This window comes from Pseudomonas sp. 3HC3 (assembly GCF_044904505.1).
Taxonomy (GTDB): domain Bacteria; phylum Pseudomonadota; class Gammaproteobacteria; order Pseudomonadales; family Pseudomonadaceae; genus Aquipseudomonas; species Aquipseudomonas putida_Y.
Window position 1 is genome coordinate 256,224 of record NZ_JADDRH010000004.1, and the last position, 12,289, is coordinate 268,512.

At 61.5% G+C, this 12,289-nt stretch carries 14 protein-coding genes and 1 tRNA gene; 7 read left to right on the forward strand and 8 right to left on the reverse strand.

Annotated features, from left to right (window positions below):
• Positions 1-218 precede the first annotated feature (218 nt).
• Positions 219-443 (reverse strand): aryl-sulfate sulfotransferase, encoded by a 225-nt coding sequence (locus INQ47_RS10135; RefSeq protein ID WP_404701616.1) that lies wholly within the window; start codon positions 441-443, stop codon positions 219-221.
• Positions 444-467: 24 nt separating this feature from the next.
• On the opposite strand from INQ47_RS10135, the gene INQ47_RS10140 reads away from it, so the two are divergent.
• The 3 genes from INQ47_RS10140 (at position 468) to INQ47_RS10150 (ending at position 3,044) form a co-directional block, all read left to right on the forward strand.
• Positions 468-544 (forward strand) — tRNA-Arg (locus INQ47_RS10140).
• A gap of 162 nt (positions 545-706) precedes the next feature.
• Entirely contained in the window at positions 707-2,437 is a 1,731-nt protein-coding gene (locus INQ47_RS10145) for a dipeptidase (protein ID WP_404701617.1), read from the forward strand.
• A gap of 169 nt (positions 2,438-2,606) precedes the next feature.
• The gene (locus INQ47_RS10150; RefSeq protein ID WP_404701618.1) at positions 2,607-3,044 is read left to right on the forward strand and encodes a CBS domain-containing protein; all 438 of its coding nucleotides are present in this window, start codon (positions 2,607-2,609) and stop codon (positions 3,042-3,044) included.
• Positions 3,045-3,050: 6 nt separating this feature from the next.
• Here the strand turns inward: INQ47_RS10150 and INQ47_RS10155 are convergent, their stop codons facing one another.
• The 3 genes from INQ47_RS10155 to INQ47_RS10165 all read right to left on the reverse strand — a co-directional run bounded on the left by INQ47_RS10155 (position 3,051) and on the right by INQ47_RS10165 (position 4,521).
• Positions 3,051-3,689 (reverse strand): NADH:ubiquinone oxidoreductase subunit N, encoded by a 639-nt coding sequence (locus tag INQ47_RS10155; RefSeq protein ID WP_404701619.1) that lies wholly within the window; start codon positions 3,687-3,689, stop codon positions 3,051-3,053.
• 69 nt (positions 3,690-3,758) lie between these two features.
• Positions 3,759-4,001: a DUF2789 domain-containing protein gene (locus tag INQ47_RS10160; protein WP_404701620.1), complete on the reverse strand. Its 243-nt coding sequence runs from the start codon at positions 3,999-4,001 to the stop codon at positions 3,759-3,761.
• A gap of 61 nt (positions 4,002-4,062) precedes the next feature.
• The gene (locus INQ47_RS10165; RefSeq protein WP_252461685.1) at positions 4,063-4,521 is read right to left on the reverse strand and encodes an aminoacyl-tRNA deacylase; all 459 of its coding nucleotides are present in this window, start codon (positions 4,519-4,521) and stop codon (positions 4,063-4,065) included.
• A gap of 98 nt (positions 4,522-4,619) precedes the next feature.
• On the opposite strand from INQ47_RS10165, the gene INQ47_RS10170 reads away from it, so the two are divergent.
• Positions 4,620-5,966 carry a nodulation protein NfeD gene (locus INQ47_RS10170; RefSeq protein WP_252461686.1) on the forward strand — a complete coding sequence of 449 codons (1,347 nt, stop codon included), beginning with the start codon at positions 4,620-4,622 and terminating at the stop codon, positions 5,964-5,966.
• 2 nt (positions 5,967-5,968) lie between these two features.
• Entirely contained in the window at positions 5,969-6,724 is a 756-nt protein-coding gene (locus INQ47_RS10175; RefSeq protein ID WP_404701621.1) for a slipin family protein, read from the forward strand.
• A gap of 45 nt (positions 6,725-6,769) precedes the next feature.
• Here the strand turns inward: INQ47_RS10175 and INQ47_RS10180 are convergent, their stop codons facing one another.
• The 3 genes from INQ47_RS10180 to INQ47_RS10190 form a co-directional block, all read right to left on the reverse strand.
• A complete protein-coding gene (locus tag INQ47_RS10180; RefSeq protein WP_103443291.1) occupies positions 6,770-7,402 on the reverse strand; it encodes a LysE family transporter in 633 nt (210 codons plus the stop codon).
• Positions 7,403-7,600: 198 nt separating this feature from the next.
• Positions 7,601-8,188 (reverse strand): mechanosensitive ion channel family protein, encoded by a 588-nt coding sequence (locus INQ47_RS10185; RefSeq protein WP_252461688.1) that lies wholly within the window; start codon positions 8,186-8,188, stop codon positions 7,601-7,603.
• Positions 8,188-10,098 carry an ATP-binding cassette domain-containing protein gene (locus tag INQ47_RS10190; protein ID WP_103443289.1) on the reverse strand — a complete coding sequence of 637 codons (1,911 nt, stop codon included), beginning with the start codon at positions 10,096-10,098 and terminating at the stop codon, positions 8,188-8,190. The genes INQ47_RS10185 and INQ47_RS10190 overlap by 1 nt, the downstream gene beginning before the upstream one ends.
• 50 nt (positions 10,099-10,148) lie before the next feature.
• Here INQ47_RS10190 and INQ47_RS10195 point away from each other — a divergent pair, with 50 nt between their 5' ends.
• Positions 10,149-10,628, forward strand: a complete 480-nt coding sequence (locus INQ47_RS10195) for a TIGR02444 family protein (RefSeq protein ID WP_404701622.1) — start codon at positions 10,149-10,151, stop codon at positions 10,626-10,628.
• Here INQ47_RS10195 and INQ47_RS10200 read toward each other — a convergent pair.
• A complete protein-coding gene (locus tag INQ47_RS10200) occupies positions 10,607-11,470 on the reverse strand; it encodes an AlgP family protein (protein WP_404701623.1) in 864 nt (287 codons plus the stop codon). The two genes, INQ47_RS10195 and INQ47_RS10200, sit on opposite strands and share 22 nt — an antisense overlap.
• Before the next feature lie 178 nt (positions 11,471-11,648).
• Here INQ47_RS10200 and INQ47_RS10205 point away from each other — a divergent pair, with 178 nt between their 5' ends.
• Positions 11,649-12,287 (forward strand): FKBP-type peptidyl-prolyl cis-trans isomerase, encoded by a 639-nt coding sequence (locus INQ47_RS10205; RefSeq protein WP_404701624.1) that lies wholly within the window; start codon positions 11,649-11,651, stop codon positions 12,285-12,287.
• Positions 12,288-12,289 lie beyond the last annotated feature (2 nt).

The following is a 12,289-nucleotide window of genomic DNA, read 5'->3' on the forward strand; positions in this document are numbered from 1 at the left end:
TCGGCTTCCCGAATTGTTGATTGTTGAAAAGCGCCCAAGGCAGGGCATCGAGCGTTTGAAATCTCAAACGAATGCTAAGCGGCTGCTGGGGTGTTGGACAATAGGCTGTTCGAAAAAAAGAACGAATGGTTGAACAGCCCATCTGAAATCACCCGTAGAATGGCCGCTAAAGGGTAGACGATGCTGCGGCCAGACTCGGGGCGAAGCCAAAATTCGTTTCACTGCTTGTCACGGCCAATGTTCAACACACCCTGATGGTTGGCTGAAACGATGATGCTGTCGCCATCGGCTGCGTAGTCGACGGCATTGACGTGGGTCCAGTTACGGCCGGTACCACCCCGGCCGACAGTTCGATCGGTATTGCCGTGTATCCGCCCCCGGGTATCTGCACAGCCAACACGGTAAAAACAGCTACAGATCAAGGCGATGGACGTCAACGACACAGATGGGTATCATGCGTGCGCGTTGCACTCGTAGCTCAGCTGGATAGAGTACTGCCCTCCGAAGGCAGGGGTCGTGGGTTCGAATCCCGCCGAGTGCGCCATATCAAGAAAGCCCTGGGCCTGAGCCCGGGGCTTTTTCGTTTGTGCGCCATGTCACCTTTCTGGTACTCCCGTGCCACGGGTCATTGATGTTAGCGTGGGCGTCTTCCCGTTCTCTGAACGGGTAACCCATAACAATGATTGGCGAAGGAATGCGCACAACCATGCAGTTGAAAAAACTCACCGCCACCACCCTGTTGCTGGCCAGCATTGGCCTGTTCACCCAGCCTGCCCAGGCCAACCTCACCCAGCAGCAGTCCGCAGCTATCGTCAAAGCCTTCGACGGCAGCGACCCAAGCGACTTCAAGCAATTCCTCGGCAAGCTCAAAGGCAGCGACCTGGGCAAGGCCGACAACCTCGAGGCAACCGTCGACGCCTACCTGGCCAACAAGCCATTGGCCGCCGGGCAACAAGACGAGATCAACCGCCTGCTCGGCCTGTATACCCGCATCAAGTATGGCAAGGCCGCTACCGAAACCCTGCGTGAACTGGTAGCCATCCCCACCTTCAACGTCGAGGGTACGCCGCAGTACGAAAACCCTGAATTCCTCAAGATCGCCGACAGGATCAAGGCCTTGGCCGACAGCTTCGGCCTGGCCTTCCGCAACATCGACAACCGGGTGTACGAGATCTCGCTTGGCAGCGGGAAGGAAGTGATCGGCATCCATGCCCACGCTGACGTAGTGCCGGTCAACCCGGATAACTGGAAGCTGGCCGATGGTACGCGCCTGGACCCGTTCAAGGTCACCCTGGTGGGTGACCGCATGTACGGCCGCGGCACCGAGGACGACAAGAACGGCATCGTGGTGGCGATGTACGCGCTGAAAGTGGCCAAGGACGAAAACCTGCCGCTCGCCCGGCAGTTCAAGCTGCTGATCGACACCACCGAAGAAACCAGCGGTGATGCCATTCCCTACTACTTCGAGCGCAACCCTACGCCCGATTACAACCTGGCCCTCGACGGCGGCTACCCGGTAGTGATTGCCGAGAAGGGCTACGGCACGGTCATGGCCAGCTTCAACAAGCGCCCGGCCAGCGGCAAGGGTGCCGAGATCGTCAACCTGACCGGTGGCCTGGCGACCAACCAGATCCCGACAACTTCGGTTGCGACCCTGATTTCTGACAACCCGGCACAGCTGGCCAAGCACCTGCAGCAAGCCGGCGCCAGATATGTGAAGCAGCATGGAAGCGACTTCAGCATCGACGCCAAGGCCGACGGCAAGCAAGTCTTGCTCACCGTGACCGGTGTTTCCGCACACTCTTCGGAGCCGGAATCCGGCATCAACCCGGTGGCGCGTATGCTCGACTTCATCAATGGCCTCGGCCAGCAGGTGTCGCTCAAGCACAACCACTTTACCGACGCTGCCCGCTATGCCGCCGACAACTGGGGCCTGGACTACCTGGGCAACAAGCTCGGCGTGGCCTTCAAGGACCCGTTCATGGGCCCGCTGACCACTTCGCTGACCTTTGTCGGGGTGGATGACAAAGGCTTGAAGCTGGCGGTAAACCTGCGCATTCCCAAGGGGAAGCCGATCGCCACGATCAAGGAAGAACTGGCCGACAAACTGGGCAAATGGACCCGACAAAGCAACACCTCGGTGGCGTTCGATTACAGCCTGGACGAACCGATGTACCGTAACCCTGAAGGCGAATGGGTCCAGGCCCTGCTCGCCGTGGCCACCGAGAACCTGGGTATGAAGCATGAGTTCGGTACCTCGGCCGGCGCGACTTCGGTGCACGATCTTCCCAACGGTGTGCAATTTGGCCTGGCGATGCCGGACGTGAAGTACACCGGGCACAACGACAACGAGTTCAAGACCGTGGAACAGTTCATGCTGGACCTGCAGATAGTGAGCGAAATGGTGGCGCGGATCGGGCAGATGCCGAAGCTTTGATGGGCAGTACGGCCTCTTCGCGGCTTTAGCCGCGAAAAGGCCGTTACAAGCGAACAGCAATGACGTTTTTCAATCGCCTCCATGCCGTTTCCTGCATTGCCGTGCAGAGCGCCGTACCGGATGCTTTAGTTACTCCGAGACAGTGCTTTTTTCACCCGCAGAGGCCCGTATGAAGACCGTCGAACAAATCCTCAAGACCAAGTCCCAGCACCAGACCGTCTACACCATCGGCCCGGATGACTCGGTGCTCGACGCCCTGAAACTGCTGGCGGAGAAAAACGTCGGTGCGCTACCTGTCGTCGAGGGTGGCCAGGTAGTGGGTATCGTCAGCGAACGGGACTATGCGCGCAAACTGGTCCTCAAGGGCCGCTCTTCCGCGGCCACGCCGGTGCGCGAAATCATGAGTGAACCGGTGGTCACCGTGGCCCCCAAGCAAAAGCTCGATTACTGCATGAACCTGATGACCGACCGCCACCTGCGTCACCTGCCGGTGGTCGAAAACGGCAGATTGCTCGGCCTGCTGTCGATCGGTGACCTGGTCAAGGAAACCATCGCCGAACAGGCCAGCCTGATCAAGCAAATGGAGCAGTACATCCGCGGCGAATGAAGCGCCTCAATGGTAGGCGCGCTCCAGCTCGTCCAGCTGATGGTCGAAGCTACGCAAGCGCGCCGACCAGGTGTACACCAGCACTTCCAGGTCACGGTTGAGCACTGCCGTATTGCCGTGGCCGCTGTGCGTCGGCTCGCCGAGGTCCAGCTGGTAGCGTTCACGGGCCATAGCCTGTGCCACGCTGGACAGGTCGCGAGCATTGGCCAGCCAGTGGTGATGGCGGTCATGGATTTCGCGGTCGAGCACCCGGCACTGGCGCTTCAGCGCATCCAGGCTCTGCTCCAGCGGAGTGCCCCTGAGCTCGCCCATGACCTCTTCGAAGGTACGCCCCGAATGCCAGTAGCTGCCCCAGAAATAGCGGTCGAAAACCGTCTCGACGCGGCGTAGTGCAACCTTGGTGTTCCAGATGGTCAGCAACGTTCGCCCCTGCACCACTTCGCGCTTGTTCAGGCGCAACTGCTGCCAGGCGATCCATGTCAGCGCCACCAGAGCAACCGCCACAGTGACTGCTGCAGCGGCATACAGGAAATGCACCGCCTGGTCCATCTGTTGCGTCTGCCTGATGCCATAGAAGTAACTGGCCGTCAGGGTGCCCAGGATCGTCACGGAACACCAGAAACCTGGTGCGTAGGGATCTTTCATCGCGCTATCCCCTTATTGTTTTCCTGAGCATAGCAACGGCCGATCACTCGTCAGGTGCCACTCGGCGCTTTATTTTCGGGGGCGGCGCAATGCTTCGTTGAGTTGATCGAAGGGCACAGCCCAATCAGAGTCGTCAATGATGCTTTCCTTGAGAAATGCACGCTGAGCGTCGGTCCAGAACGGCGCATCCACCAGCTTGATCTCGTTCTTCAGCGGTGAATGACTGGTAATGAACTGATCGATACTCTTGGGATCGTCGGGCAAGCCCAACTGCTTGAACAGGTCGGCAAAGGGATGGATCGGCGCTTCCATGGTTCCTCCTGAGCGCCAGGCAAGCCGTCCACGACGCCCGCCTGGCATTGGTTTGAAAACATCAGCACAGCTCGCACACTTCGGCGTGCGGCACCAGTTTCATGTACTGCTCCATGCTCATGTGAATCAGGTGATCGTGATCACCCGCCTCCAGGTAGACATCGCCTTGGCGGGTAAGACTCGGGTCGAGCAGCATTTTTATCTGGTAAGCATCGCCAAGGGCCGGCACAGCACCGCGTTCGCAGTCATTGAACAGGCTCGGCAGACCGCTTTCACGGGTCAGATGCCAGGCCCCGGACATACGCACCTTGTCCATGTCCAGATGCCGGTTGGCCGGTAGCACGGCCATGATGTAGTTGCCGTGACGGTCATCGACCATCACCGCCTTGGCGACCCGTTCGGCGGGCACGCCGGCCATACGGGCCGACTCCAGGCTGGTGGCCGAATGTGGGTGGGGAATGATGTCGTAGTCGCAGTTGGCCTTGTCCAGGCTGGCCTGCAGGGTCTTTGCCATACGCATGATGCACCTCCGGTTTCGCCCCCCAATCTTCAATTTTAGGCCGGGTACGGGTGGTCGGGGCTAAACTTGTGTAATACGCGCAAATGAGGTGACGACAGGTGATCGCCCACTGCTGGCGCTGGCTGTTGCTGCTGTTGTTGCTTGGCATCACGCCAGGTGGCCAGGCAGCGCCCGGCGCGGTGTGGGTGCTGGGCATCGACGACGCCATCGGCCCGGCCAGCGCCGACTACCTGGTACGCAGCCTCGGCCAGGCGCAGGCGCAAGGCGCGCAACTGGTGGTTATCCGCATGGATACCCCGGGCGGGCTGGACAGCGCCATGCGCCAGATGATCAAGGCAATTCTCGCCAGTCCTGTGCCGGTCGCCAGCTACGTTGCCCCCAGCGGAGCCCGCGCCGCCAGCGCCGGCACCTATATTCTCTACGCCAGCCATATTGCGGCGATGTCGCCCGGGACCAATCTGGGTGCTGCCACGCCGGTGCGGATCGGCGGCTCGCCTGGCACGCCCGATGACGACAAGGCCAAAGGCGGCGACGATGAAACCCTCGCACGCAAACAGGTCAACGACGCTGCTGCCTACATCCGTGGACTGGCGCAAATGCGCGGCCGCAACGCCGACTGGGCGGAGAAGGCCGTGCGCGAAGCGGTCAGCCTGTCCGCCAGCGAGGCTTTGCGCCTGAACGTGATCGATCAGGTGGCCGATGACCTGCCTGACCTGCTGCGCAAGCTCGACGGCAAAACGCTGCAGGTGGCCGGCCAGCCACGGCAGTTGCAGACCGCAGGCGCCCGCGTGGTCGAGCATCTGCCGGACTGGCGCACACGGGTTCTGGCGGTGATCACCAACCCCAGCGTGGCACTGATCCTGATCATGATCGGCGTTTACGGCCTGTTGTTCGAATTCATGAACCCCGGTTCTGCGGTGGGTGGTGTGGTCGGTGGTATCTGCCTGCTGCTGGCGCTGTATGCGCTGCAGCTATTGCCGGTGAGTTTCGCCGGGGTGGCGCTGATCCTGCTTGGCATTACCTTCATGATCGCCGAAGCCTTCTTGCCCAGTTTCGGCGTGGTCGGCTTCGGCGGCATCGTTGCCTTTGTGGTCGGCGCGTTGATCCTGATCGACACCGACGCCCCCGGTTTCGGCATCCCGCTGGCCTTGGTCGGCACCCTGGCGCTGCTCTCGGCATTACTGATCGGTGGCGTGCTGGGCATGGCTCTCAAGGCCCGACAACGGGCGCTGGTCAGTGGCGACGCCGGCTTGGTCGGCAGCCTGGTCACCGTCACCCAAGTGATGGCAAGCGACCCATTCCGTGGTGTCGTGCTGGCTCAGGGCGAGCCATGGCAAGCGCGGTGCGCAACGCCGCTGCAAACTGGCCAGAACGTGCGGGTGACCGCGCGCCATGGCGTGATGCTGGAAGTGAGCGCCGCCGCCCCTGCGACGCAAGGAGAATGAGCATGTTCATGCAATTCGGTTTCGGCGCAGTGCTGATCGTGCTGGCCATGCTGGTGCTGTCGGCGTTTCGCATCCTGCGCGAATACGAGCGCGGCGTGGTGTTCCAGCTGGGGCGCTTCTGGCAGGTCAAAGGGCCGGGGCTGATCCTGTTGATCCCGGTGATTCAGCAAATGGTACGGGTCGACCTGCGTACAGTGGTACTGGATGTGCCGCCGCAGGATGTGATCACCCGCGACAACGTTTCGGTCAAGGTCAACGCAGTGTTGTACTTTCGCGTGCTCGACCCGCAGAAAGCGATCATTCAGGTCGAGGATTTTCTGGTGGCGACCAGCCAGCTGGCCCAGACCACCCTGCGAGCGGTGCTGGGCAAACACGAACTGGATGAGCTGCTGGCAGAGCGCGAGCAACTGAATCTGGACATCCGCCAGGTCCTGGATGCACAGACGGATGCCTGGGGCATCAAGGTGGCCAACGTCGAGATCAAACACGTTGACCTGAACGAGTCGATGATACGCGCCATCGCCCGCCAGGCCGAGGCCGAGCGCGAACGTCGGGCCAAGGTGATTCATGCCGAAGGTGAACTGCAAGCGTCGGAGAAACTGATGCAAGCCGCGCAAATGCTGAGCAAAGAGTCGGGGGCGATGCAGTTGCGCTATATGCAGACACTGGGGGCGATTGCCGGGGACAAGAGCTCGACCATCGTCTTCCCGCTGCCGATAGATTTGCTGAAGGGGCTGGCTGGCAAGGAGAAAGAGTGATGGACCAATCGCGGGCTTGCCCGCGAATGGCCTGTATTCGGTCTGTCAGACCGGCGCGCGGCGCAAGGTCGCGAGGAAGGTGGCTGCACCAATGAACAACCCGGCAAAGGTCCGGTTCAAACGCTTCTGCTGTTTGGGTGTGCGCAACATGCGCAACACATGCGAAGCCAAACCGGTGTACCCCGCCATCACCAGCAGGTCGACAGTGACCATGGTCACGGTGATCGCCACATATTGCGGCAGCAGCGGCGCATGCGGGTTGAGGAACTGCGGCAGCACCGCCAGCATGAACACCAGCGCCTTGGGGTTGCTGATGTTGACCAGGAAACCACGGAACACCAGGCTCAGCGGCTTGCCGATCGGGCGCACGCCTGATTCATCGCTCATGTCCATCGGCAGTGCACGCCATTGCTTGTAGGCCAGGTACACCAGGTAGGCGACGCCAAACCACTTGATGACCTGGAACGCCGTGGCCGAGGCGGCCAGGATGGCACCGACGCCGGCGGCGATGATGGCGATCTGCATGATCAGGCCCAACTGCAGGCCCAAGGCGTTCCAGTAACCACGCCAGAAGCCGTATTGCAGGCCGCTGGACATCGAGGCAATCGCCCCGGCACCAGGTGAAAGGCTGATCACCCAGCAGGCAGCAAAGAAGCCCAACCATACTTCCATCGACATCACACACCTCGCTCGAACATTTGTTGCAAAACGTTAAGCTAAGGTTTTGGCGAAAAAATAACCAGTGATTTCTGATGGATTTGTGGTGCCTGACCTGACTTCTTCGCGGGCACGCCCGCTCCCACACCTACAGTGCATTTTCAGACGCTGTGGGATACCTGTGGGAGCGGGCGCGCCCGCGAAGGGGCCAGTACAGGTTCAGTCAGCTACGACAGCTGTTTCTTTGTGCAGGGCCTGCACCTCGGCCCCGCGCCAGCGTCGTACTGACTTCTGGAAGAACTGGCTATTGGGCACCTGCACAAGCGCCCCACCCGCCTCGGGCATTTCCAGCAGCGTGGTGAACAGCAGGTTGATGGCGATCACCCGACCTTTCACGCCGGGCTTGTCGAGGGTGTCGACCAGTTCGACCACATCGCCGATGCGAAACGGCCCAACCGTGAAGATCAACACCGCGCACAACAGGTTGGACAGCACGCTCCACATGGCGAAGAAGGCCACCGCCGCTACCGCTACGAAGCCGGAAAGTGCTGTCCACAACACAGTCGCCGAAACACCCAGGCGCTCCAGCACGAACAGCAGCGCGCTGCCCATGATCAGCCAGCGCAGGCCACCACGAACGGGCACCAGCAACTCCGGTGGCAACGGGTAACGCTGGCCGAGTCGGCCAAGCCCACGGGCGACGATACGCTGCAGGATGAACGCCGCGACCAGGATCAAGAGTATCTGCAAGCCCAGCCAGAAAGTATCCATCCATTGCCCTGGCAGCAGCGAACGCAGTTCCTCCATCAGGACAACGCCTCGAGTTCGGCCTGCATGCTTTCAAGGGTTTCCAGCGCTTCCATCCAGGCCTCTTCCAGCTCGCCTTCGCGTTGCTTGAGCTTGGTCTGGCGCGCCAGCAGGTCGCGCAACTCGTCCTTGCGCGCCGCGTCGTAAAGGCCACCATCACCCAGCGCGGTCTCGATCTCGGCCAATTGCGCGTGCACCTGGTTGAGCTCGCTTTCCAGCTTGTCGGCAGCCTTCTTGTGCGGTGCCAACTGCTGGCGCAAGGCTGCGGCAGCCTGGCGCTGGGCTTTCTTGTCGGTCTTGTCCGGGTTGGCCGGTGCACTACTGGCCGGCGCACTGCGCTGGCGGTACTCGACCAGCCAGCGGCTGTAGTCTTCCAGGTCACCGTCGAAGGTGTCGACCTTGCCGTCGGCCACCAGCAGGAAGTCATCCGTGGTGCTCTTGAGCAAATGACGGTCGTGGGATACCACCACCACTGCACCGGCAAACTCCTGCAAGGCCATGGTCAGTGCCAGACGCATTTCCAGGTCCAGGTGGTTGGTCGGTTCGTCAAGCAGCAGCAGGTTTGGCCGCTCCCAGGCAATCAGCGCAAGTGCCAGGCGAGCCTTTTCGCCACCGGAGAAGTTCACCACCGGCTCGTCACAGCGGGCACCATGGAAATCGAAGCCGCCGAGAAAGTCGCGCAGCGTCTGCTCACGCTCGGTAGGGGCGATGCGCTGCAGGTGCAGCAGCGGGCTGGCCTTGTCGTCCAGCGAGTCCAGCTGATGCTGGGCAAAGTAGCCTACAGCCAGGTTCTCGCCGCGAACCAGCCGGCCCGACAACGGCTCCAGCTCACCTGCAAGGTTCTTGATCAGGGTCGACTTGCCGGCGCCGTTGGGCCCGAGCAGACCAATACGAGCACCTGGGGTGAGCTGCAGCTTGACCTTGTCGAGGATGGCCTTGTCGCCATAACCCAGGCAACCTTCGGAAAGGCTCAGCAACGGGCTGGAAATTTTCTGCGATTCACGGAAGACAAAGTCGAACGGCGAATCGACGTGCGCCGCCGACAGCTCTTCCATGCGCTCCAGGGCCTTGATCCGGCTTTGCGCCTGACGGGCCTTGGTGGCCTGGGCCTTGAAACGGGCAATGTACTTTTCCATGTGCGCGCGCTGCGCCTGCTGCTTCTCGTAGGCCTGCTGCTGCTGCGCCAGGCGCTCGGCACGGGTGCGCTCGAAGGCGGTATAGCCGCCTTTGTACAAGTTGAGCTTGCGCTGCTCGACGTGCAGCACATGGTCGACCACGGCATCGAGGAAGTCACGGTCGTGGGAGATCAGCAGCAACGTGCCGGGGTAGCCCTTGAGCCAGTCTTCCAGCCACAGGATCGCGTCGAGGTCGAGGTGGTTGGTGGGCTCGTCGAGCAGCAACAGGTCGGACGGGCACATCAGGGCCTGGGCCAGGTTCAGGCGCATCCGCCAGCCACCAGAGAAATCGCCGACACGGCGGTCCATCTGCTCGTTGGTGAAGCCCAGCCCAGCCAGCAACTTGCGCGCACGGGCGTCGGCGGTATAGCCGTCGGCGCTTTCCAGCTCACTGTGCAGGCGCGCCAGGGCGGTGCCGTCGTGGGCCTGCTCGGCCGCGGCCAATTCGGCCTGGACCTTGCGCAGGCGCACGTCGCCATCAAGCACATAATCCACAGCCAGGCGATCAAGGGTGTCGACCTCTTGGCGCATGTGGGCGATGCGCCAGTCGCCGGGCAGTTGGCAGTCACCGGCATCGGGCGACAGCTCACCGCGCAGCAAGGCGAACAGGCTGGATTTTCCGGCGCCGTTGGCGCCGATCAGGCCGGCCTTGTGACCGGCGTGCAGGGTCATCTCGGCGCCTTCTAGCAAGCGCTGCGGACCACGCTGTAAAGTGAGGTTGGATAGTCTGATCATGATGGTCGCGGAGTCTACCAGCTTCCTCGGCCCATAGCGCGAGTGGAACCATGCACACCGACCTGTGGAATTACGCCTTGACCCTGTATGCCAGGCCCGGCGTAGAGGCCGCCTGCCTTGAACTGCAGGCACTGGGTGGCGATGTCTGCCTGCTGCTGTGCGCGACCTGGCTGCAAGCACGTGGCGTGGCCGTACTGGGCGAACGCGCGCAAGCACTGCAAGAACTTGCCGAGCCCTGGCAGCGTGAAGTGGTCGCCCCGCTACGCAGCCTGCGCCAGCAATGGCGAGCGAAAGCATCGGATGATGCACAACTGGCGGCGTTGCGTGAACAGGTGAAAGAGTTGGAATTGCGGGCAGAAAAAACTCTGCTGGAGCGCTTGCAGGAACGCTCGCGACAGTGGCCCGTGGGCTCCCATGAGCCCGCGGACGACTGGCTGGCCCGGCTAGCGCCGGACCAGGCTCTGCATCATGACGCGCTAGTTCAGTTGCGCGTCGCAGCGGCTGCGCTTCAGGACGCCGAAGGTGCCTGAGCAGGAGTGCTCACAGGTGCCGACGGTGCTGCCGCAGCCGGGCTCGCCGAGTTGGTTGCGGCGTCCGGTGTAGCGGGTTTGGCCTCGGCAGGCTTGGCGGCCGTGCGTGCAGGTGCCTTGGCGGCAGCTGGTTTTGTGGCTGGCTTGGTAGCAGGGGCTTTGGCCGCAGGCTTGGCTGCTGCGGTCGCCTTGGCTGCTGGTTTAGCCGCAGGCTTGGCGGCAGCGGTCGCCCTGGCAGCCGGTTTGGCCGCAGGCTTGGCGGCAGCGGTCGACTTGGCAGCCGGTTTGGCCGCAGGCTTGGCGGCAGCGGTCGACTTGGCAGCCGGTTTGGCCGCAGGCTTGGCGGCAGCGGTCGCCCTGGCAGCTGGTTTGGCCGTAGACTTGGCGGCAGCGGTCGCCCTGGCAGCCGGTTTGGCTGCAACTGGCTTGGCGGGTTTAGCTGCACGCTGATCAAGGGCCTTGGCTGCAGCTTCGCGTACCTTGCCTACACCCTGGGCCAGCTTGAGACTGTCCTGTGCATCGCGTTTGAGTTGCTGAATGTAAGAGCGAGTCTGGGTTTGACGTTCCTTGAGAGAATCGAGCAGCTCCTCAAGTTCACCGATGGCTTTTTGCGCCTTGGTTTGCGCCTTGGCTTTACCTGCCTTGGCCGCGTCTTGCAGTTTCAGGCGACCGTTGTGCAGTTTTTCCTGCGCCTTGCCACGCTGCTTTTCCAACTTCGCCAGCAGTTTTTCCGCATCAGCCAGCGCTTGCGAGCAGGCCTCTTCCAAGTGCTCGAGCAAGCTGCCCGAAAGTTGCTGGAGCAGGTGTAACGGCGTACTTACTGGCTTCTTTTTGGCCGACATGGTTTACCTCCTGGCTGACGAGATTGCGGCTCATACTATGCTTCTGCTGCTACCGCCGCTAGGGCATGTTGACCGTAATATTTACGCCGCGTTGCATGCCTGGGCAAAGTTGTTATCTTGCAGCTGCGTGAAAGTGTAGTTGCTGAATTAATCATTGCTGGTATTTGGGAGTCAGGCGTTGCCTCGATATCTTTTTTTAGGTTTATGCCTGATGGCGCCCCTTGCCCTGGCCGACAACGACGACCACGATTTGGCCTACAGCCTGGGTGCCAGCCTGGGTGAACGCCTGCGCCAGGAGATGCCGGGCTTGCAACTGGATGCGCTGGTCGAAGGCCTGAAACAGTCCTATCAGGGGCAACCCCTCAAGCTCGACAAGGCACACATGCAGGCGGTGCTCCAGCAGCATGAAACCCAGGAAAGTGACGCCGCTGCGCAACAGCTGCAGGCTGCCGAAACGCGTTTCATGGCTAATGAACGTGGGCGTTATGGAGTACACGAACTAACGGAAGGTGTGCTGTACAGCGAACTGCAAGCAGGCACGGGCCCTCAACCGAGAGCAGGCGGCAAAGTGCAGGTGCGCTATGTGGGCAGATTGCCGGATGGCTCGGTATTCGACCAAAACCAGACACCCCAGTGGTTCAACCTGGATTCGGTTATCGAAGGCTGGCAAGTCGCCTTGCCGAAAATGCGCACTGGCGCCAAATGGCGCCTGGTAATTCCTTCAGCGCAAGCCTATGGCGCCGAGGGGGCGGGAGACCTGATTGCACCCTACACCCCCTTGGTATTCGAAATCGAACTGCTGGCGATTGGCGACTGACG